The organism is Enterococcus sp. DIV1208 (assembly GCF_050530455.1).
In the GTDB taxonomy this organism is placed as follows: domain Bacteria; phylum Bacillota; class Bacilli; order Lactobacillales; family Enterococcaceae; genus Enterococcus_B; species Enterococcus_B hirae.
The window spans coordinates 2,648,804-2,671,388 of sequence record NZ_CP172887.1 but is presented as its reverse complement, the minus strand read 5'-3'; the positions used below and the strand labels follow the sequence as shown (position 1 = coordinate 2,671,388).

The 22,585-nt window shown below is 37.2% G+C and carries 20 protein-coding genes, 1 pseudogene and 1 other annotated feature; of the genes and pseudogenes, 20 read left to right on the top strand and 1 reads right to left on the bottom strand.

The features are described 5' to 3' along the window. Positions 1-98: 98 nt before the first annotated feature. From IGK91_RS12390 to IGK91_RS12335, 12 genes are all read left to right on the top strand, one after another. On the top strand, positions 99-629 hold the full coding sequence (locus tag IGK91_RS12390) for a dUTP diphosphatase (protein ID WP_010720639.1): 531 nt from the start codon (positions 99-101) through the stop codon (positions 627-629). A 50-nt stretch (positions 630-679) separates the two neighbouring features. Further along, complete coding sequence (gene radA, locus IGK91_RS12385) at positions 680-2,050, top strand: DNA repair protein RadA (protein ID WP_010720638.1); 1,371 nt, start codon at positions 680-682, stop codon at positions 2,048-2,050. 33 nt (positions 2,051-2,083) lie between these two features. Beyond that, complete coding sequence (locus IGK91_RS12380; RefSeq protein WP_034867277.1) at positions 2,084-3,244, top strand: PIN/TRAM domain-containing protein; 1,161 nt, start codon at positions 2,084-2,086, stop codon at positions 3,242-3,244. A 216-nt stretch (positions 3,245-3,460) separates the two neighbouring features. Next, positions 3,461-4,921, top strand: a complete 1,461-nt coding sequence (gene gltX, locus IGK91_RS12375; protein ID WP_081123398.1) for a glutamate--tRNA ligase — start codon at positions 3,461-3,463, stop codon at positions 4,919-4,921. Continuing rightward, positions 4,918-5,158: a binding site (T-box leader), on the top strand. Its footprint overlaps the gene before it by 4 nt. A gap of 75 nt (positions 5,159-5,233) precedes the next feature. Further along, entirely contained in the window at positions 5,234-5,770 is a 537-nt protein-coding gene (gene epsC, locus IGK91_RS12370) for a serine O-acetyltransferase EpsC (RefSeq protein ID WP_010720635.1), read from the top strand. Continuing rightward, positions 5,767-7,179: a cysteine--tRNA ligase gene (gene cysS / locus IGK91_RS12365; protein ID WP_010737263.1), complete on the top strand. Its 1,413-nt coding sequence runs from the start codon at positions 5,767-5,769 to the stop codon at positions 7,177-7,179. Before epsC ends, cysS begins: the two co-directional genes overlap by 4 nt. After that, positions 7,176-7,571, top strand: coding sequence for a Mini-ribonuclease 3 (locus tag IGK91_RS12360; protein WP_010720633.1), 396 nt, complete (start codon positions 7,176-7,178; stop codon positions 7,569-7,571). Before cysS ends, IGK91_RS12360 begins: the two co-directional genes overlap by 4 nt. Then, entirely contained in the window at positions 7,564-8,451 is an 888-nt protein-coding gene (gene rlmB, locus IGK91_RS12355; protein ID WP_010720632.1) for a 23S rRNA (guanosine(2251)-2'-O)-methyltransferase RlmB, read from the top strand. The genes IGK91_RS12360 and rlmB overlap by 8 nt, the downstream gene beginning before the upstream one ends. A 4-nt stretch (positions 8,452-8,455) precedes the next feature. Continuing rightward, positions 8,456-8,986, top strand: coding sequence for an NYN domain-containing protein (locus IGK91_RS12350; RefSeq protein WP_010737264.1), 531 nt, complete (start codon positions 8,456-8,458; stop codon positions 8,984-8,986). Between the two features lie 77 nt (positions 8,987-9,063). Continuing rightward, entirely contained in the window at positions 9,064-9,642 is a 579-nt protein-coding gene (locus IGK91_RS12345; protein WP_034700053.1) for a sigma-70 family RNA polymerase sigma factor, read from the top strand. 113 nt (positions 9,643-9,755) lie between these two features. After that, a complete protein-coding gene (locus IGK91_RS12340) occupies positions 9,756-10,001 on the top strand; it encodes a Veg family protein (RefSeq protein ID WP_005875105.1) in 246 nt (81 codons plus the stop codon). Positions 10,002-10,093: 92 nt separating this feature from the next. Then, a complete protein-coding gene (locus IGK91_RS12335) occupies positions 10,094-10,531 on the top strand; it encodes a GNAT family N-acetyltransferase (protein WP_010720628.1) in 438 nt (145 codons plus the stop codon). Between the two features lie 89 nt (positions 10,532-10,620). Here the strand turns inward: IGK91_RS12335 and mscL are convergent, their stop codons facing one another. After that, positions 10,621-11,085 carry a large conductance mechanosensitive channel protein MscL gene (gene mscL / locus IGK91_RS12330; RefSeq protein WP_010720627.1) on the bottom strand — a complete coding sequence of 155 codons (465 nt, stop codon included), beginning with the start codon at positions 11,083-11,085 and terminating at the stop codon, positions 10,621-10,623. 235 nt (positions 11,086-11,320) lie between these two features. Between mscL and yfmF the strand changes: the two genes are divergently transcribed. The 8 genes and pseudogenes from yfmF to lanM all read left to right on the top strand — a co-directional run. After that, positions 11,321-12,589 (top strand): EF-P 5-aminopentanol modification-associated protein YfmF, encoded by a 1,269-nt coding sequence (gene yfmF, locus IGK91_RS12325; RefSeq protein WP_010737266.1) that lies wholly within the window; start codon positions 11,321-11,323, stop codon positions 12,587-12,589. Next, complete coding sequence (gene yfmH / locus IGK91_RS12320; protein ID WP_034867280.1) at positions 12,582-13,871, top strand: EF-P 5-aminopentanol modification-associated protein YfmH; 1,290 nt, start codon at positions 12,582-12,584, stop codon at positions 13,869-13,871. The genes yfmF and yfmH overlap by 8 nt, the downstream gene beginning before the upstream one ends. Positions 13,872-14,101: 230 nt before the next feature. After that, complete coding sequence (locus IGK91_RS12315; RefSeq protein ID WP_010720624.1) at positions 14,102-14,992, top strand: RodZ domain-containing protein; 891 nt, start codon at positions 14,102-14,104, stop codon at positions 14,990-14,992. Between the two features lie 168 nt (positions 14,993-15,160). After that, entirely contained in the window at positions 15,161-15,739 is a 579-nt protein-coding gene (pgsA, locus tag IGK91_RS12310; RefSeq protein ID WP_010737268.1) for a CDP-diacylglycerol--glycerol-3-phosphate 3-phosphatidyltransferase, read from the top strand. Between the two features lie 315 nt (positions 15,740-16,054). Beyond that, positions 16,055-17,302 carry a competence/damage-inducible protein A gene (locus IGK91_RS12305; protein ID WP_010737269.1) on the top strand — a complete coding sequence of 416 codons (1,248 nt, stop codon included), beginning with the start codon at positions 16,055-16,057 and terminating at the stop codon, positions 17,300-17,302. Between the two features lie 105 nt (positions 17,303-17,407). After that, entirely contained in the window at positions 17,408-18,448 is a 1,041-nt protein-coding gene (gene recA / locus IGK91_RS12300; protein WP_010720621.1) for a recombinase RecA, read from the top strand. Positions 18,449-19,016: 568 nt separating this feature from the next. After that, complete coding sequence (rny, locus tag IGK91_RS12295) at positions 19,017-20,573, top strand: ribonuclease Y (RefSeq protein ID WP_010720620.1); 1,557 nt, start codon at positions 19,017-19,019, stop codon at positions 20,571-20,573. A 456-nt stretch (positions 20,574-21,029) separates the two neighbouring features. Then, positions 21,030-22,571 (top strand): annotated as a pseudogene (lanM, locus tag IGK91_RS12290) (type 2 lanthipeptide synthetase LanM); the annotation flags it as partial. Positions 22,572-22,585: the final 14 nt, after the last annotated feature.

Below are 22,585 nucleotides of genomic sequence, written 5' to 3'. Positions count from 1 at the left end.
ATTCATCTTAACATAAATTAATGAAGAATTTTTTAAGTCGTCCTTTTGGTATCATGAATATGGTAAAATAAATATAGTCTATTTTGGGAGGAAATTCGGTGAGAAAAAGAGGATTTGAAGTTATTTCAACATATGCACAACAAAAGATACAATTACCTCAACGAGCAACTCATCATGCTGCTGGATATGATTTTGAGGCGGCAGAAGATATTGTTATTCCAAGTATTTGGAAAGCTGGATTAAAACAAGGGATAACAGCTCTTTCAGAGGTATTGAAAAATGAAGAAACAACAGTCGACGAGAAAAAATTAAAACCAGTTCTTGTTCCAACTGGGATCAAAGCCTATATGGGAGAAGATGAATTTTTACAGTTAGCCAATCGTTCAAGTAATCCGTTGAAGCGTTTTTTAGTTTTAAGTAATGGAGTAGGTGTCATTGATAGTGATTACTATAATAATGATGCAAATGAAGGGCATATCATGTTCCAATTTACTAATTTTGGTTTGAAGGATGTTGTCATCAAAAAAGGTGAGCGAATTGGACAAGGAATTTTCTTGCCATTCTTAAAAGCAGATCAAGACCAAACAGAACAGGCTCGTAAAGGTGGCTTTGGTTCATCAGATGTATAACTACTCAAGGTTTATTTAATTCAAAAATAATTATTTAAGGAGGCGGGACAATGGCAAAAAAAGCGAAAGTCCAGTTTGTTTGCCAAAATTGTGGCTATGTTTCGCCTAAATTCTTAGGGCGTTGCCCAAATTGCGGGAAATGGAACACGATGGTCGAGGAAATCGAGCAAGATACGACTGACCGTAGAACACGAACAAGTTTGACTGGAGAAAAAGCCAAACCAACGAAAATTGCAGAAGTGATTCCTAAAAAGGAACCACGAGTCAAAACAAAATTAGATGAATTGAATCGAGTTTTGGGCGGGGGCGTCGTTCCGGGGTCAATGATTTTGATTGGTGGCGATCCAGGCATCGGTAAATCCACATTACTTTTACAAGTATCCCAACAATTAGCTGATATCGGCGGGAAAGTATTATATGTTTCTGGAGAAGAAAGTGCAGAACAAATTAAATTACGTGCCGAGCGTTTGGGTTCAATAAATACAGAATTTTACTTATATGCTGAAACTGATATGAATGAAATTAGCCGTGCCATCGAACAGATTTCACCAGATTATGTGATCATTGATTCGATTCAAACGATGACACAACCTGATATTACGAGTGTAGCAGGGAGTGTCAGTCAAGTGAGAGAAACGACTGCTGAGTTGTTGAAAATAGCGAAAACAAATGGGATTGCGATTTTTATCGTAGGACATGTAACGAAAGAAGGATCGATTGCGGGTCCACGTATGCTTGAACATATGGTTGATACTGTTTTGTATTTTGAAGGAGAACAGCATCATAGTTTTCGTATTTTGAGAGCAGTAAAGAATCGATTTGGTTCAACAAATGAAATTGGTATATTTGAAATGCATGAACATGGATTAGAAGAAGTTGCGAATCCTTCCCAAATCTTTTTGGAAGAACGATTAGAAGGAGCAACAGGCTCAGCGATTGTTGTGGCGATGGAAGGTACCCGCCCAATTTTAGTGGAAATCCAAGCACTGGTAACACCAACAATGTATGGAAATGCTAAACGAACCACTACTGGCTTAGATTTTAACCGAGTATCATTGATCATGGCAGTTCTCGAAAAACGAGCAGGCTTACTGTTGCAGAATCAAGATGCTTACTTAAAAGCAGCAGGTGGGGTAAAATTAAATGAACCAGCCATTGATTTAGCGATTGCTGTGAGTATTGCTTCCAGTTACAAAGAAAAAGGGACACAACCGACAGAATGTTTTATTGGCGAAATCGGGTTGACGGGCGAAATTCGCCGTGTCAGTCATATTGAACAGCGTGTCAAAGAAGTACAAAAGCTGGGTTTCACAAAAGTTTATTTGCCAAAGAACAATCTAGGAGGGTGGAATCCTCCGACTGGCATTGAAGTCGTAGGTGTCGCTACCTTGGCGGAAACGTTAAAACGTGTCTTTCGTTAAAAATAGTAAAATTAAAGAAATGGAGGAAAGAGTATGCAAAAACGTGTCATCACCTTGCTGATGATTATTGTCGGTGCCAGCTTAGGTATTTCTTTTTTACCAATGGCTTGGCAGACAATTGGTCAGCAAACAAATGGATGGCTGAATAATACATTTACCAATAGCCTGTTAGGTGCACTTATTTTCTTTTTATTGTCTTTGCTATTGGCAAAACATATCTCAGCTGTTATCAAGCAAATTGAGGAAAAATTAAGTGAGGTTAGTTTAACTTACCTATTGTTTGGTGCAATTGGTGGGATTATCGGGCTAACTTTAGGTGTAATTATTTCAACGCCACTATATAATTTGAAAATTCCGTTTGTAAATAGTGTTCTTCCCATCTTATTAATGGTTATTTTAGGCTATTTAGGATTCAGGATGGGAACCACTCGAATCGATGAATGGAAAAAAATCTTTGGTTCAAGAAACAAGAAAGTGGAACAAGAAACACCTAGTCAAGTGGAGAGCCAAATACTGGAACGGAAATTAGGCGAGAACTTTCATAAATACAAGATCTTAGATACTAGCGTGATCATTGATGGACGAATCTATGACATCACCAAAACTGGTTTTTTAGAAGGCACACTGATGATTCCGAATTTTGTGCTTTATGAATTACAGTATATTGCTGATTCTGGCGATAGCCTAAAACGTGTTCGCGGACGCCGCGGGCTGGATATCCTCAATGCTTTGCAAAAAGAAGAAGGAATCTCTGTTGAAATGTATGACGGTGATTTTGAAGATATCACTGAAGTGGACAGCAAATTGATCAAATTAGCGAAAATTTTAGATGGTGTCATCGTGACAAATGATTATAACTTAAATAAAGTCTCAGAGTTTCAAAATGTACCAGTGTTGAATATCAATGCTTTAGCGAATGCAGTAAAACCGGTAGTTATTCCAGGTGAAAACATGAATGTTTTAGTCGTAAAAGCAGGAACAGAACGTCAACAAGGGGTTGCTTATCTCGATGATGGCACCATGGTGGTCGTGGAAGATGGACAGCATTATATGAACGAACATATCGAAGTGGTTGTTACAAGTGCCTTACAAACAGCTGCCGGGCGGATGATTTTTGCAAAACCAGCCCATGCAGGTCGTGGGATCGATAATAAAGACAATAAAAAAGAAACTGAAAAAAGTAAACATGCTTAACGAAAGAAAAATCGGAATATGAGTATAAAAAGTAGCCAACTGGTAAGGAAATTCAACCAGTTGGCTTTACTATTTCCCATATTAAAGGTAAAATTTGTGCTGAGTGGCTTTCATTTTAATGAAAAAGCCTTTAAGAAATATGAGGATGTAAAACAGAACATGTTTTTCGTGTTTTGTCTCATATTTTAAAGTCTAGTTTGAAAGAAGAGGAAGAAAATGACGAAAGTACGCGTACGCTATGCACCAAGTCCAACTGGGCACTTACATATTGGGAATGCTCGAACAGCATTGTTCAATTATCTATTTGCTCGCCACAACGATGGAGACTTTATTATTCGTATTGAGGACACAGACCAAAAACGAAACATTGAAGATGGTGAAAAGAGCCAATTGGAAAATTTGGCTTGGTTAGGTATCGATTGGGATGAATCTCCTGAAAATCCTGGAGAATATGGTCCTTATCGTCAATCTGAAAGAAAAGAAATTTATCAGCCTTTGATTGATCAACTTCTTGCAAGTAATCGGGCATACAAATGTTACTGTACAGAAGAAGAGTTAGAAGCAACTCGTGAAGAACAACGTGCACGTGGAGAAATGCCTCATTATGCGGGTACTTGTGCAAATCTAACACCAGAAGAACAAGCAGAAAAAGAAGCGCAAGGGATTGAACCAGTGATCCGATTCCGTGTACCACGTAATACGGAATATGCGTTCAAAGATATGGTCAAAGGGGATATCACCTTTGAATCAGATAATATCGGTGGCGACTATGTCATTCAAAAACGTGATGGTATGCCAACATATAACTTTGCTGTAGCTGTAGATGATCATATGATGAAGATTACTCATGTCTTACGTGGGGATGACCATATTGCAAATACACCTAAACAATTGATGATCTATGAAGCTTTTGGTTGGACACCACCAACATTCGGTCACATGACATTGATCATCAATACAGAAACTGGGAAAAAACTAAGTAAACGTGATGAATCGATTTTACAATTTATCGAACAGTATCATGAATTAGGTTACTTACCAGAAGCAATGTTCAACTTTATTGCATTATTAGGTTGGTCACCAGTAGGCGAAGACGAAATTTTCAACCAAGAAGAATTGATCAACATGTTTGATCCAAATCGTTTGAGTAAATCACCTGCAGCCTTCGATGCGAAGAAATTACAATGGGTGAATAACCATTACATGAAAGAAATGGATTTAGATAAGTTAACAGACATGTGCTTGCCTTACTTGATCGCTGACGGTCGAGTACAAGAAAATCCTGATGAAAAAACGATCGAATGGGTCAAAAGAATCGTTAGTCTGTATCAACCACAAATGAGTTACGCAGCTGAAATCGTAGAAGCTTCTTCCTTATTCTTCAATGAACATCCTGTATTGAACGATGCGGCTAAAGAAGTATTAGCAGGCGAAACTGTTCCACTTGTTCTTAATGCATTTAAAGCACAACTAGAACAAATGGAAGTCGTGGATGCCCCAACCGTAAAAGCAGCAATCAAAGCTGTCCAAAAAGAAACTGGCGTTAAAGGTAAAAATCTTTTCATGCCGATCCGAGTAGCTGTTTCAGGACAAATGCACGGACCAGAATTACCAGATACGATCGAATTGCTTGGTCGTGAAAAATCATTAGCACATTTAAATCAAGTCATCAACTAAACACGATGAACAGAAAGAAGTAAGTAATCATTGATCTCAAGAGAGGTGACGGGCGGTGGAAGTCACTGATTGATGTTTACTGAAATGCCTCTGGGAGTGGTTTCGGCGAGTGAAATAGACACATCTCTTTGTGACGAATTTCAGGTAGTCGAGAACGTGTAAGCTTACGTTAACAGCTAGAGGTAATCATATCTGATTATAAATAAAAGTGGAACCACGCCAATTAGCGTCTTTTAATAAGGAAACTTGTTAAAGGCGCTTCTTTATTTGTCAGAGAACTACATAAATTATTGAGAGGAAGGAGCGATGACGATGGGGTGGTTTGCCCGAGCGGTAGAGGCAGCTAAAAAAAATGACCCGGCTGCTCGTTCAACATTAGAAATCGTTTTGACATATCCAGGGTTTCATGCCTTATTTTGGCATCGGGTGTCACATTACTTATATCAGCATAAACTTTACTTGCTGGCAAAAATCAATGCACAATTTTGGCGATTTATAACAGGAATCGAGATACATCCTGGAGCCCAGATCGGACAAGGTGTTTTTATCGATCATGGGATGGGGATCGTGATTGGAGAAACCGCAGAGGTCGCTGATGATGTAGTTCTTTTTCATGGAGTTACGTTAGGTGGTACAGGTAAAGAAACGGGCAAAAGGCATCCCACAGTGAAACAAGGGGCAATGCTTTCTGCCAATGCTCAAATATTAGGACCGGTCACGATTGGGAAACATACGAAGATTGGTGCCGGTGCAGTCGTTTTAAAAGACATTCCAGATTATGCTACAGCCGTGGGGGTTCCTGCAAAAGTAGTACGGATTAATGGAGAAAAAGTGAGGAGATCAGAATGATAAAAATTTACAATACATTGACTAGACAAAAAGAGGAATTTGTACCGATTCAAGCAGGAAAAGTCGGTATGTACGTGTGTGGTCCGACTGTTTATAACTATATTCATATTGGAAATGCCCGCAGCACGATTGCTTTTGACACGATTCGACGCTACTTTGAATATCGGGGATATCAAGTCGATTATGTTTCCAATTTCACTGATGTAGATGATAAAATCATTCGTGCTGCTAATGAATTAGGGATCACGGCGCCAGAAGTAGCCAACCGTTTTATCCAAGCATTTGAAGAAGATACCAAGGCGTTGAATGTGGAGCCAGCTACAGCGCATCCTCGTGTGATGGATCATATGCCAGATATTATTTCTTTCATCCAAGTATTGATCGAAAAAGGTTATGGATATGAATCAAATGGCGATGTCTACTACCGTACAAGAAAATTTTCAACCTATGGACAACTTAGTGATCAATCGATTGATGAGTTAGAAGTGGGCGCGAGTCAACGGACGGGAGCAGAACAAAGTCAGAAAGAAGATCCGCTTGATTTTGCACTATGGAAAAAAGCAAAACCTAATGAGATCTCTTGGGATTCTCCATGGGGACCCGGACGTCCAGGATGGCACATCGAATGTTCCGTTATGGCAACGAAACATTTAGGGGAAACAATTGATATCCATGGTGGTGGGCAAGATTTAGAGTTTCCACATCATGAAAATGAGATTGCCCAAAGCGAAGCAAAAACGGGAAAGAAATTTGCCAATTATTGGATGCACAATGGTTACGTCACGATTGGCGATGATGATCAGAAAATGAGTAAATCATTAGGTAACTTTATTACTGTCCATGAAATGATCCAAACGGTAGATCCACAAGTGTTACGCTTCTTCATGGCAACAACTCAATATCGCCGACCGATTCGTTATAGTGAGGCAACGATGAAGGAAGCAGCGACAAACTTGCAACGCTTAAGAAATACATTTGATAATCTTAAATTCCGCCTAGCAACAGCAGAAAAATCTCTGGCGGATGACACAAAGTATTTAGCTGAACTTGAACAAATCGAACAACGCTTTATTGAAGAAATGGACGACGATTTTAATGCTGCGAATGGAATTACCGTCGTTTATGAATTGGCAAAATGGTTAAACACGTATTTGGAGAAAACAACTGTTTCAGCGGATGTTCTAGCAAACGGGGAAGCATTATTTACCCAATGGTTGGCTATTTTTGGTATTTTATTTACATCTGAGGAATTACTTGATGAAGAAATCGAGCAGTTGATCGAAGAACGTACGCAAGCAAGAAAAAATCGTGATTTTGCCCGTAGTGACGAAATCCGTGACCAATTAAAAGAAAAAGGGATCTTGCTTGATGACACACCGCAAGGAACTCGTTGGAGAAGAGAAGCATGAAAGACTATACACAATTAAACGGACTAGCTTTAGCTTATGTAGGAGATGCCATCTATGAGATCTATATTCGTGACTATTTGATCGAACAAGGGGCGACTAAACCGAATAAACTTCATAAAGCAGCCACGAATTATGTTTCAGCAAAAGCACAAGCTTATCTGATTAAAGAGATGCTAGAAGAAAAATTGATGACACCAGAAGAAGAAACTTTTTATCGTCGTGGTAGAAATGCCAAAAGTCATACAAGTGCAAAAAATGCAGATGTCACAACTTATCGAATTGCCACAGGTTTTGAAGCTTTGATGGGGTATCTGCATTTGACGAAACAAACAGAACGGTTAGAAGAATTAATTGAATGGTGTATCCAGAAAGTCGGTGAAAAAAATGGGTAGAGAACAAAAAGAACGTCATTATAACAAACGTAAAAAAGCAACGAAACAGCCAATGAACGCTTCATCACAGAAAAAATCGCAAAAAAAGCGAAACCATTATGACACTTCCTATGAACCTGTAGTTGGGGAGAAAAAAGAGGAAGCAATCGAAGATAATTTTGTCTTTGGTCATCATGCAGCAGTAGAAGCCTTACAACAAGGTAGAGGGAATAAATTATTTTTACAAGAGGACTCACGGGGAGAAAAAACCGAAGAGTTAAAGAACATTGCTAGAGATCAAGCTGTACCAGTTAAATGGGTACCAAAACAAAAATTAGATACATTAAGTGATCATGGTGTACATCAAGGAGTAGTCTTAGCGATTACCCCGTATGAATATTTATCCTTAGACCAGCTTCTTCAGCAAACCAAAGAAAAAACAGAAACACCTTTCTTTGTCATTTTAGATAGTATTGAAGATCCTCACAATTTTGGTTCGATCCTACGAACAGCGGATGCAAGTGGGGTAGACGGCGTAATCATTCCTAAGCATCGGGCGGTAGGCATTACGCCAATCGTTACAAAAACCTCTACTGGAGCAGTCGAACATGTACCTGTAGCACGAGTGACTAATCTTGTTCAAGCGGTCCAACAACTAAAAGAAGCCGGTTTTTGGGTTTTTGGGACAGATATGGATGGTACAAATTTCCAAAAATGGAATGCAAAAGGCGCTATTGCTTTAGTGATTGGTAATGAAGGACGAGGAATGAGTCCTGGATTGAAAAAAGAAATGGACGAACTTTTGACCATTCCAATGGTCGGTCACGTTCAAAGTTTGAATGCGAGTGTTGCTGCTGGATTGTTGATGTATCAAGCTTTTTCTCAACGTCAAGGAGAGTGATCAGATGAAAAAGCAGCTCCTAATTGTTGATGGTTATAACATGATCGGTTCTTGGCCAGAACTCGTTTTGTTGAAAAAACAAGAAAAGATGGCGGATGCTAGAGAAGCTTTGTTGCATCGTTTGTCAAATTATGCCAAATACGAAGGAATTGAAGTGATAGTTGTTTTTGATGCACAATTGGTTCCAGGCATTCAGCAAAACTATAAGAAATACCAATTAGAAGTCGTCTTTACAAAAGAAGATGAAACGGCAGATAGCTATATTGAACGTATTGCTGGCCAATTGAATGATCGTTTAACGCAAGTAACTGTTGCCACGAGTGACTTAGCCGAGCAATGGATGATCTTTTCACAAGGGGCTTTGCGGACTTCTGCCTATGAATTATACAAAACGATCCAGAAAACAGAGAAAAACATTGCACAAGATAATATAAATATGCAATTTGATAATTTTCGTCGTAATTCGCCTTGGAGTAAAGAACAATTAGAAAAATTGTCCCAAAAGTTAGACGATTTAATGCGAAAAGGTAGATAACATAGTTATATGATTAGTCAATCGGATGATTGATGGTAAGATTCCTCCATAATCGAAAGAGATGGAGGAATTATTTTATGTCTGAGGAGTTATTGCGCGCCGCACGTGACGGTGATGAAGAAGCATTCGCTATCCTATATCAAAAATATTTTCCACTTTTGTTACGTTTAAAAAATATGTACTACCTAAGAAATTATGTGTATGAAGATTGGGAACAAGAAGCAAGGATCGCCTTATACCAAGCTTTAAAGACTTATGAAAATAACAAAGGCGTTAGCTTTGGCAGCTATTATAAAAGCATTATCAGTAATCAAATTTATTCATTATTAAGAAAACAAAATGCCTTGAAACGTAGAGACCAAAAAGATGAATTATCGATTGATCAGAAGGTTGAAACAGAAGGTCCGGACTTTTTAGCAGAAATCACTACTCAAGAACCACTTGCGATGCAACGATTACTGTTAAATGAAGCCATTGAAGATTGCGAAATCAAATTTTCAAAAAAGGAAGCAAAAATATTTTATTATTATATGCAAGGAACCGATTTCAAGAGGATGGCAGAGGAACTTTCAATGGATGTCAAACAAGTCAAGAGTGCGTATAGCCGTGTGAAATTTAAAATAAAACAACATCTCAAAAATTATCATGAGGAATAATTTATAAAATTATTAATGTTTTTCTTATTTGTTTTTATTGCATTTCTTTTTTTTATATGGTAAACTTGAAATTTTTTAGAAAGTGTGGTATATTGGGTAATGAGGTGAACTGTATGCCAACAACTTTAGCTACAATCAAAAAAGATTTAGAAGGTCGTATCGGCAGCCCAATCATGCTGGTTGCTCAGACAGGAAGAAAGCGTCAAACAGAACGCCGAGGCGTTTTAACAGAAACCTATCCTTCAGTATTCGTTGTTGATTTGGATCCTGAAGAAAATTCTTTTGAACGAGTATCGTATAGCTATTCAGATGTACTTACTCGAACAGTCGAGATTGAATTTTTAACTGAAGCAGTTTAAAAAGCAAGCGAGCCTAGTTTTTTATAAGGTTCGTTTGCTTTTTTGTTTGGAAATAGGTATGCTGAAAAAAAGAGAATTGGAGGCACTTTCAAATGGAACATTATGTAAAAAAATTTGCAGATTTGACCACTCAAGAATTTTATGAGATTGTCAAAGAACGCATTGCTGTTTTTGTCGTAGAACAAAATTGTCCCTACCAAGAAGTGGATGAAATTGATAGCCAAGCTTGGCATACGTATTTCAAAGATGAAGCAGGGAAAATTTCTGCTTATACACGTATTTTTGAAGAAGATGGAACCATTCATTTTGGTCGAGTGTTGGTCAATAGTGAGCATCGTAAAGAAGGGTTGGGACGTAAGATCGTGCAACGTACGATGGAAGTAATTGAAGCCAATTACCCGCAACGACCGATCGTCATTGGGGCGCAAGTCTATCTTCAATCTTTTTATGAGTCATTTGGATTCGAGGCCATTTCAGATGTTTATTTAGAAGATGACATCCCCCATATCGATATGAAAAAATCGAGCTAAAGTGATCATGACGATAGGTAGCGCAATACAAAAAAGAACAGTTACAGTGAAAACTGATAGCTGTTCTTTTTTGTATCATTTAGTTTTCTTTATTTTTCAGTTGTCTGATCAACGGTTGCTTGTGTAGTTGGTCGTCCGTTGTTTTCTGCTGTTTGTTGTGCAAGTAGATCACGAATGTCGCTCAAATAATCTTCAGCAGTTGGTTTGGCAGGTGCTTCTTCTGTTTCTTTTTCAGGACGTAATCTTTTAGCGTGGTTGGCTGCTTTTACCACTAAGAATAAGACAAACCCTGTAATAATAAATGTTATGATTGCACTAATAACATTGCCGAAAGCAAACGTAACTCCTTTAGTAGGTGACCAGTCCAAGATAGAAAGGGCGCCTTCCAAATCAGACGTGCCAGTAATCATCGCTACAACCCAGCCTACAAGAGGTGTGATCAAACCTTGAACGATCTGATTGACAATGCTAGTAAATGCACTCCCGATAACAACCCCAACGGCTAAATCTAATACGTCGCCACGCATAATAAACTCTTTAAATTCTTTAATCATTTTTCTCCTCCTCTCACTTATCCTTAGTATAACGAAGAATAAAAAAATATAAAAACGACATGCATTTATGGCTAAGGTCTGTCGTTCAAGTACTTATATGCTATACTAGAAGGTGACTCTTAAGTGATGCAAGAGAGAATTAAAGCAGTAAAAAATAGTAGCCACATATTCTTTTATCCTCCAAGATAAAATCAACCATGTCGGAGAACGAACTGCTAATAAAGGAGCATGTACTATGACATATCAACTGGCAGAGGGTGTAAACCTCCACGTCTTGCAAACAAAACAATATAAAACGGTTCGTATCTTTGTTCGCTTTACTACGCGTTTAAAAAAAGAAGTCATCACGAAACGTTCCCTTTTAAGTAGCTTGTTAGAAACGAACAGTTTAAATTATCCTGACCAGACTCAGTTAAGTGCAAAATTGGCGGATCTTTATGGTGCTAGTTTTGGAACGTCCGTGAGAAAAAAAGGCAATCTTCACTGGTTGGATGCTAGCATCAACTTTGTCAATGGCAAGTATATCAACGATACCAGCATTTTAAACCAAGCTGTTGCTTTTTTGAAAGAAGTTCTCTTTTATCCAAACATTACGGGGGAAAAATTTGATCCAGCCACTTTTGCTTTAGAAAAAAACAATTTGAAACTTTATTTAGAGAGCTTAAATGAAGACAAGCAAACGATGGCTTCACTGGCGCTTCAAGAGTTGTATTTTGATCAGTCGGAGGCGCAGAAAATACCAAGTTTTGGAACAATCGAAGATCTAGATGAACTCACAGCTGAAGTGTTAGCTGACTATTATCATCAGATGATCACAGAAGATCAGATCGATATCTTCGTAGTGGGAGATGTCTCTCCTGCAGAAGTCCAAGCAGCTTTTAGTGAATGGGCATTTCCAGAGCGAGAAAGATTACACCCGGAAATTTTTTATAGCCAACCGCAAGAAAATATCATCAAAGAGCGACAGATCGAAGAACCAGTGACTCAGGCGAAATTAAATTTGGCTTATCAAACCAATGTCTATTATGACCAACCGGATCGTTTTTCATTGATGGTCTTCAATGGATTATTTGGCGGTTTCCCACACTCTAAATTATTTATGAATGTTCGTGAAAAAGAGAGCCTAGCTTACTATGCTTCCAGCAGCATTGATACTTTTCGTGGGTTCCTAAGTGTTCAAACAGGAATTGATGGACGTAAACGTAACCAAGTATTGCATCTGATCCATGAACAATTAGAAAGTCTACGAAATGGGGAAGTCACAGAACTTGAATTGACACAAACTAAGGCCATGTTACGAAACCAATATCTATTATCATTAGATGCCCCACAAGTAGCTGTCGAGACTGCCTATTTAGAGAATTGGTTGCCAGAAACGAAATTAACAGCTGACGAATGGTTAAAACGGATGGAAAAAGTAACGGTCGAAGACATCCAAAAAATAGCTCGACAAATCGAGTTGCAGGCAATTTTCTTTTTAGACGGAGGTACAACAAATGAATAAAACAGAATATGATCAAATCAACGAAACACTGTACCATGAAGTATTACCAAATGGTTTGACTGTTTATTTATTACCTAAAAATGATTACCATAAGACATATGGTTTATTTAGTACAAATTACGGTTCGATCGATAATGAATTTATTCCATATGGTTCAGATAAAAAGATAAAAGTTCCAGATGGTATTGCCCATTTCTTGGAACATAAATTGTTTGAAAAAGAGGATGGCGATGTCTTTCAATTATTTGGACAACAAGGGGCCTCAGCTAACGCGTTTACCAGTTTTACCAAAACAAGTTATTTATTTTCAACGACAGATCAAGTTGAAAAAAATTTGACGACTTTACTTGATTTTGTCCAAGCACCTTATTTTACGGAAGAAACAGTTAATAAAGAAAAAGGGATCATTGGGCAAGAAATACAAATGTATGAAGATGATCCAAATTGGCGGATGTTTTTTGGCATTTTGAATAATTTATACCCTGAACATCCTTTGCATATCGATATAGCTGGCACAGTTGAAAGTATTGAAGCAATCACTGCTGATGATTTATACACGTGCTATCGGACATTTTATCAGCCAAGTAATATGGTCTTGTTCGTAGTAGGAAAATTAGAGCCGGAAAAGTTGATGGAATTGATTCGAACCAATCAAAATGCTAAGGATTTTCCACCAGCTCAAAAAATCGAACGTTATTTCCCTGACAATAATGGTGATATTATTGCGAAAAGCTCAATGCGCTCAGCAATCACTAGAGATAAGTTTGTCTTGGGAATCAAAGGGCTAGATGTTTTACCAGCAGAAGGGAAGGAATTATTGAGATACAAGACTGCTCTCAATCTTTTATTCCAATTGTTATTAGGGAATACTTCTCAAAATTATTTGAAAATGTACAATGATGGTTTAATTGATGACAGCTTCGGTTTTGAATTTAGTTTAGATCGAGAATTTCATTTTGCTGACTTTAGCGGAGACACGGATCAGCCAGAAAAAGCAGCTGAAAAAGTGAAAGAAATTCTTCTGCATTTTGAAGAGGATCAAGAACTGTCTGAAGAAAATCTAACATTGTTGAAGAAAAAGATGTTAGGACAATATTTCCAAACATTAAATTCACTGGAATACATTGCAAACCAATTCACGCAAAGCCTATTTGGGGATCAAACATTATTTGATTTACCAGAAATTATTGAATCCATTCAATTAGCAGATGTATTAAAAGTAGGTCGTTCTTTTATCAAAGAAGAAGCGTTCAGTGAGTTTTATATGCAGCCAAATGTCTGATATAGAAGTAGAGATGACGAATGGGAAAGTAGTTAAACTCTTAAATTTCGTTATAGAGTGCATTCAATGTTACCCTAAGATAACTTCGTTTATGGTATTCTTAAGAAGATAAAGAATAAAAAATGGGCGTTGGTGTATGGCGTGTTACATTCTTAACGAAAAGGAACAATTAGACGACTAGCGTTTATACAATTGCTGGTTAGAATAAAAAGACTGGAGAAGATGAACGAGTGGCTTTTGAAACCATCGGAGAAACATTAAGGCAAGCTCGCCTAAATAAGAAAATATCTTTAGATGAATTACAGCAGATTACGAAAATTCAAAAACGTTATCTAGAAGCAATCGATAATGATGATTTTGATCAACTACCTGGAAAATTTTATGTTCGGGCATTTATTCGTCAATATGCAGAAGCTGTCGGTGAAGATGGCGATCATTTAGTTGATGTATTTGATGGGAAAAGCAAATTATCAGCTGGAGAAGTTGTCGCACGTCCTGAACCAGAAACAGTGAGTGGTTCGAGAAAAGCTATGCATCAGGAAGAAGCCAATCCAAGTAAGTTTTGGACAAGTCTACCGGTTATTTTACTTGGTTTAGTCGCTTTAGCAATTATTACTGTTGTGGGTTATATGACTTGGCAGGATCGAAAATCTGACCCGATTATTGATACAACGGCAACTTCAGTTTCGGTTGACGGTGCAATTACACAAACGACATCTAGCACTAAGAAAGAGCGTGAATCCTCTTCTTCAACAAGTACGACAACCACTTCAACAACACAAGAAGAGAAAAAGATGGCGATTACGGCTGGTGAAGACACAGGTAGTACGATCGCAGTGAATGTTACGGATGCGAAAAAACCTGTTACACTTGAATTTGCAGCGACTAACCGAATTTGGATCGGTGTATTAGTGGATAATGCCTATGTTTATCAAGGGACATTAGCAGCAAATGAAACACAAAGCACGCAATTACCGGAAACGGCAACCAATGCAACGATTCGATTAGGAGCTGCAAGTAATGCAACGGTTAAGATAAACGGGGAAGAAATCCCTGTTAATCCAGGAGCGAATAATCAAAATCCTAAAAATGTCACATTGACACTACAGTATGCAGAGTAAATCGCTTATAAGTAGAATGATGTGAAAAAAGAAAACAAGATAAGTACCTGGGAAGGCAGATTCATCTTAGGTGCTTATCTTTTTTCACGACTGCTGATAAAAACTGATCATTATCGGTGGAAAGTTTAGAACGAGTCACGTAGAATAGGGAAGAAAGGAGTGGATAGTGTGAATTTACCAAATAAATTAACTGTACTTAGAATTTGTATGATCCCGATTTTTATTTTAGTTGTCGGATTACCCTTAGATTGGGGACAAGTAACCGTAGGAACAACATCACTTGCTGTGACGCAATTAGTAGGAGCGATTATTTTTGCTTTAGCAAGTATTACCGATTGGCTCGATGGAAAAATTGCTCGTGCCAGAGGATTAGTCACCAATTTTGGAAAGTTTGCTGATCCATTAGCAGATAAAATGTTAGTGATGACCGCTTTTATCATGTTGGTGGGGCAAGGTAAGGCACCAGGATGGGTAGTTGCGATTATCGTTTGTCGAGAACTAGCTGTTACCGGTCTGCGACTATTGTTAGTCGAAGATGGGGAAGTCATGGCAGCAGCGTGGCCAGGAAAAGTAAAAACGGCTACGCAAATGGTGGCTATTATTTTGTTATTCATCAATAATATTCCATTTAATCTGATCAATTTACCGATGGATCAAATCATACTGTATGCTTGTTTGATCTTCACGATTTATTCAGGTGTTGATTATTTTATGAAAAATAGTGGTGTGTTCAAAGGTTCGATGTAAGATTCCTTACAAAGATGTACCATTTCGATAATTCGTCTTACCCCAAAATAACATTTTATATTTTGGGGTAAGACGAATTTATTTATGCTGATTCACGTTTCAATCATTTATTTGATCGCCATTTTTCTAAACTAGCTAGATGCCTAGCTATCTTATGATGAAGATGAAAATGATGAAACTCTTTATCAGAAAATGAGCAAATGATAAATGAAACGTTTAGCAAATGGCGTATACTATTAGTAGATAAAAAGAGATTGAGAAGAGACCAAAACAGGCCAACGAGAATTCGTCTGTTGTAATGAAGGAAGCGAAAAAATGAAATCAGAAATCATAGCAGTAGGGACAGAACTTTTACTAGGACAAGTAGTCAACACGAATGCCACGTTTTTATCTGAACAGTTAGCAGACCTCGGGATTGATGTGTATTATCAAACGGTGGTTGGTGATAATCCCGACCGCTTAGAATCATTACTCCAATTAGCAGAAACCAGAAGTGACTTGATCATTTTATGTGGAGGGTTGGGACCGACAGAAGACGACCTGACGAAAGAAGTTACTGCGAAACATCTAGGGGAAGAATTGATCCAAAACACCGAAGGCTATAAAAAATTGTTAGCATTTTTTGAAACGACCAAGCGTAAAATGACTGAAAATAATTTACAACAATCACAAATCATCGATGGGGGGATTGCTTTACCTAATCGCACAGGCTTAGCATTAGGTACGTTCTATCAAACAGCAGACCATGTCTATCTCTTGTTACCTGGACCACCGAGCGAATTAAAGCCAATGTTCATTGAACAAGCTCGCCCATTATTGGAGCAAAACTTTCCATCTGAAGAAATGCTGATCTCAAAAGTTTTACGTTTTTACGGTATCGGGGAATCCCAACTAGTCACAGAATTAAAAGACTTGATTGAAACACAGATCAACCCAACGATTGCCCCTTACGCAAAACCTAACGAAGTCACTTTACGATTAACTGTGAAGACCAAAGACAAACATGCAGGAAACCAAGCCTTACTTGTTTTGGAAGAAAAAGTATTGGCGAGAGTAGGTGAGTACTTCTATGGATATGGTGATGATAATTCATTGCCTAAAGTGGTCGTAGAATTATTAAAGGAAAGAAACCAAACAATAACTGCAGCAGAAAGTTTGACTGCTGGAGCCTTTCAATCAGCTTTGGGAGAGATCTCTGGTGTTTCTCAAGTCTTCCCAGGAGGCTTCATTACCTATTCTTTAGAAACTAAAGCAGAATTTTTACACATCGATGATGCACTATTGAAGCAGCATGGAACCGTCAGCCAAGAATGTGCAGAACAAATGGCTATCCAAGCACGTAATTTAGCAAAAACAGATTATGCGATTTCGTTTACTGGAGTGGCTGGACCAGATACCTTAGAAGGACAGCCAGCTGGAACAGTTTGGATCGCGGTTGCAACAAGCGAAGGGGAGGTCATTTCGCAGAAATACCAATTTACCAGAGACCGTTCTCATATAAGGAATAGCGCAGTAATGCAAGGATTTGATCTCATTAGAAGACAACTATTAAGAAAAAAATAAATGCGAATATTTGTTCGGTTTTTTCTTGCTTTTTGTCATTAAAAACGATATGATTAGTACAATGAAATGTCGCACTGATTTGTGAATATAAGGAGGATTATCGTATTGGCAGATGATCGTAAAGCAGCCTTAGATGCTGCGTTGAAAAAAATTGAAAAGAACTATGGGAAAGGCTCGATCATGAAACTTGGCGAAAAAATCGACCAACAAGTTTCGACTATCCCAAGTGGTTCTCTTGCATTAGATGTTGCTTTAGGTGTTGGTGGTTACCCACGAGGACGTATCATTGAAGTATATGGTCCTGAAAGTTCAGGTAAGACAACCGTTGCCTTGCATGCAATCGCTGAAGTACAAAAAAATGGCGGAACAGCCGCTTTTATCGATGCTGAGCATGCCTTAGACCCACAATATGCTCAAAAATTAGGGGTAAACATTGACGAATTACTTCTTTCACAACCAGATACTGGGGAACAAGGACTAGAAATCGCTGATGCGCTTGTATCAAGTGGTGCAGTAGATATCGTAGTAGTCGATTCGGTTGCAGCTTTAGTTCCACGTGCTGAAATCGATGGAGAAATGGGTGACTCTCACGTAGGGTTACAAGCTCGATTAATGTCACAAGCATTGCGTAAACTATCTGGGTCGATCAATAAAACAAAAACGATCGCTATTTTCATTAACCAAATTCGTGAAAAAGTTGGAGTGATGTTCGGTAATCCTGAAATCACACCTGGGGGACGTGCATTAAAATTCTATGCAACGATTCGTTTAGAAGTGCGCCGTGCGGAACAATTGAAACAAGGAACAGACATTGTTGGGAACCGTACGAAGATCAAAGTAGTTAAAAATAAAGTAGCGCCACCATTCAAAATTGCTGAAGTCGATGTGATGTATGGGCAAGGAATTTCTCAAGAAGGAGAATTGCTTGATATGGCGGTTGAAAAAGATATCGTTGATAAAAGTGGTGCTTGGTATTCTTACAAAGAAGATCGTATTGGACAAGGTCGTGAGAATGCAAAAAATTACATGTCCACTCATCCCGAAATGATGGCAGAAGTTTCTGCTTTAGTCCGGGCGGCTTATGGGATCGGTGAAGATGTAGAAATACCCGAAGAAACGCAAGCAGAACTTCCTTTAGAGGAATAAGATGAAGTAAGAATAGAAATAATCGAATAACTATTCAAAGGATGTTTGAGCATCGAGAGAACTCGCGTCGTTCAGAGAAAGTGTTTTCCTTTGATATGTTGTCGATTGAATCTAATAAGCCGAAATTTTTTAAAATTTCGGCTTATTTTTTGTCTTTTAAGTAGTCATTTGACTATACTTTCTCCTAAAACATAATGGGAAATGGGAATGTTTATGCAGTGACTGACTACATCGGCAGAAAGGGACTATTCTACTTAAATGAAAGGATAGTTTGTTACTTAAAAGTCATTTTTTGTTCTTAATTTTCATTAATGCAAAATTATTTGTTCTTAATATGTTTTGGTTATTATTTAATATTATCTTTTATTCATAAAATGACCTTTAAATGAAAATAGAGAAAGCCGTTTCTTATGTATTTAAAGTTGACACTACGGGGTACAAACATTAGAATAAACTTGTGCATGTTTTTGTACACCTATGCATAAAGCATATTAACAAGTTTAGAGTACTTTATCATAAAAGTTATATAGATGATAAAAATGAAAAAGATAGTATGGAGGTGGATTTTATGGTATTCAATATTCTCCTCGCTATCATCGGTTTAATTGTCGGTCTTGGTTTAGGGTTTATGGTTGCAAAGTCACGTCATGAAAAAGAAATTGCAGGTGCTCAATCATCAGCAGCTGGAATTATTGATAGTGCAAAGAAAGAAGCAGAAACTCTAAAAAAAGAAGCATTGTTAGAAGCTAAGGAGGAAAACCAGAAATATCGTTCTGAAGTGGAGAGTGAGTTGAGAGAAAGCAAGTTAGAATTAAAATCTCAAGAAAATCGTTTAATTCAGCGTGAACAAACGTTGAATCGTAAGGATGACTCATTGGAAAAACGTGAGACCTCACTTGAAAGCAAAGAAGAAGCACTTAGTTCAAAACAGCAATTGATTGAAGAGCGAGAAAAAGACGTTGAAAAGTTGATTGAAGAACAACAAAGAGAATTAGAAAAAATTGCTGGTTTATCTAAAGAAGATGCAAAAGATGTCATCATGAAATCAACTGAAGAAGAATTGAATCATGAATTGACGTTAATGGTCAAAGAATCGGAACAACGTGCAAAAGAAGAAGCAGATCGTAAAGCCAAAAATCTTTTATCGTTAGCGATTCAGCGCTGTGCGGCAGACCAAGTATCTGAAACAACTGTATCCGTAGTAACTTTACCAAATGATGAAATGAAAGGACGCATCATTGGTCGAGAAGGACGAAATATCCGTACACTAGAAACATTGACTGGAATTGACTTGATCATTGATGATACACCAGAAGCAGTGGTCCTTTCAGGTTTTGATCCAATTCGTAGAGAAATCGCTCGGATGACTTTAGAAAAACTGATCCAAGATGGACGGATCCATCCTGCACGAATCGAAGAAATGGTCGAAAAATCGCGTAAAGAAATGGATGAACGAATCCGTGAGTACGGGGAAGAAGCGGCGTTTGAAGTTGGTGCGCATACCCTTCATCCAGATTTGATCAAAATCATGGGTCGTCTTCATTTTAGAACTAGCTATGGACAAAATGTTTTGAAACATTCAGTAGAGGTTGCTAAATTGTCAGGTATACTAGCCGCTGAGTTAGGCGAAGATATCCAATTAGCTAAACGAGCTGGTTTGCTTCATGATATCGGGAAAGCATTAGATCATGAAATCGAAGGTTCTCACGTAGAGATCGGTGCAGAGTTAGCTGCTAAATACAAAGAAAATCCTGTAGTGATCAATGCGATTGCATCTCATCATGGAGATGTTGAAGCAACGTCAGTTATTTCTGTCTTGGTAGCTGCTGCAGATGCCTTATCCGCTGCACGACCAGGAGCTAGAAGTGAATCCTTGGAAAATTATATCCGTCGCTTAAGAAGCTTAGAAAACATTTCAAATAGCTTTGCCGGAGTAGAATCTAGTTTTGCTGTTCAAGCTGGACGAGAAGTTCGGGTTATGGTAAAACCAGAAGAGATCTCTGATTTAGATGCAGTTCGTTTAGTACGAGATATTCGTAAACGAATTGAAGAAGAATTAGATTATCCAGGGCATATCAAAGTCATCGTTATTCGTGAAACGCGTGCGACAGACTACGCTAAGTAAAAAATAAAAGAACGTTACGATTAGTTAGGATAATCGTAGCGTCTTTTTTGTTTTAAACCACTATTTAATCAAGCTTGATCGCTTTAACATTATTTTGATAAGAGGTTGAGCAGCTATAAACATGGTGTGTTAACTTTGAGTTCTAAATTAGCTTCTTAATAAGAAGTAGGCATAATCTAACTAGAGACGATTATTCTATCATTAAAGTAGATCAAAATTATTCTTAATGACTACTAGAAAATCAAACTAGGATGAAGAATAGTTAGGAAATAAAATTTGTTGCATTAGTGTACATTTTTTTAACGAGAGATAAAAGTTGTATAAACTAGTAATATATTGATCTATGAGTTTGAAATCAATTTTATGTACAATTTTTTACTAGGATTTATTGGGTAGAAAGATATAGTTTTTGTTCTTGAAAACACAAGTAATTGATTCTATATGATCTAAATATAGATGAGGTGGGGTAAGCAGATGGATAATTATGAGTTGTTGGAATACAATTTAGCAGAATTTATGACTTCAGATATGCAAGAGGAATTTTTACAATTTTTTCATTTTCAGAATATTAATGAATTTAAGGAACAGTATGTTCATTCAAAAAAACTGCTAAAAGATCAGAACGAAGAGATGTTGAATGAACTAAAAGAATGGAGACAAGTTGATTCAATTGAAAAATTCTCGCAACAAGTAACAATAAAGCTAACTGAGCAATATTTTATGAAGTACCCAAATCTAATAAAATACAAAAATGTTAGCAATAACATTAATGAAAACCTTTGCAAAGATATTCATGAGATTCTTTTGCGAACGATTGTTTATGACTTTAATCTATTAAAGTCACAGTTACAAAAACTCTCTGTGAAAAGTTATATTAGAAATTATTTATCTAATGAGAAATACGTCACAGGTTTGTTTCAAAGATTTCCTGTTTTATTCAATTTAATAGATAAAAAAATCAAAGAAACAATTTGTTACATTTCTGAAGTTATCCAACATGTAGAGTATGATTCAAAGGAAATTAACGAATTGTTTAGTATTCAACTTGATCAAGAAATAGGAGTTGAATTTTCTTCGGGTGATCCGCATCTGTCAGGAAAATTTCCACTCGTGATAACAGGTAAAAAGAATAAAATTATTTATAAACCACGAAGTAATTACAATGATTTATTATTTGGAGAATGCGTTGCTTTATTTAATAAAAATAATTTTAACAAACAACTAGCACAAATAAAATTATTGAATCGTAAAACGTATTCTTGGTCAGAATTTGTTGTAAGTGATCCTTGTCAATCAGAAGAAGAAGTTCAAGATTTCTATTATAAAATGGGGGCAATTATTGCAATTCTTTTCTATTTAAATGCTTCGGATATTCATCTTGAAAATCTAATTGCAAGTGGTGGTTCACCCATGCTCATTGATTTAGAATGCTTGTTTAACAATTTAGATCGTATGGAAGCATTATCTGTAAATGATAAGATACATGAATTTTTGACTAATTCTGTTCTTAATTCTGGAATTGTACCTATGTACAACGAATTTTTTAAAGATGATATTTCGGCTTTAGGAAGTCATGAAAACTTATTCCAACGTTTTTCAGTACCACAATTGATTGTTTCAGAAGATGATTTAGAAATTAAATTCACTTAAAATTCTGATGAATTTAAATATTCATATTCTAATGTTCCGATGTATCATGGACAAAATTATCGTTTTTTAGACTATAAGCAACAGATCTATCAAGGATTTACAGAAACATTTCACCTATTTTTGGATAAAAAATCAGAGCTGATTGATATTGTTGAGCGCTATAAAAATGATATTACTATCCGACATTTAATAAAACCAACAGCAACTTACAGTAAAATAGCGACTTTAAGTTATCATCCTAGGTTCTTGACAGCACCGTTTGATCGCTTGTTATTTGTCTATTCTCAAATGGCAAGATTTGGTTCTACACCATTTCTTACCTATGAAATTGAGGACATACTAGAGGGGGATATCCCTTATGT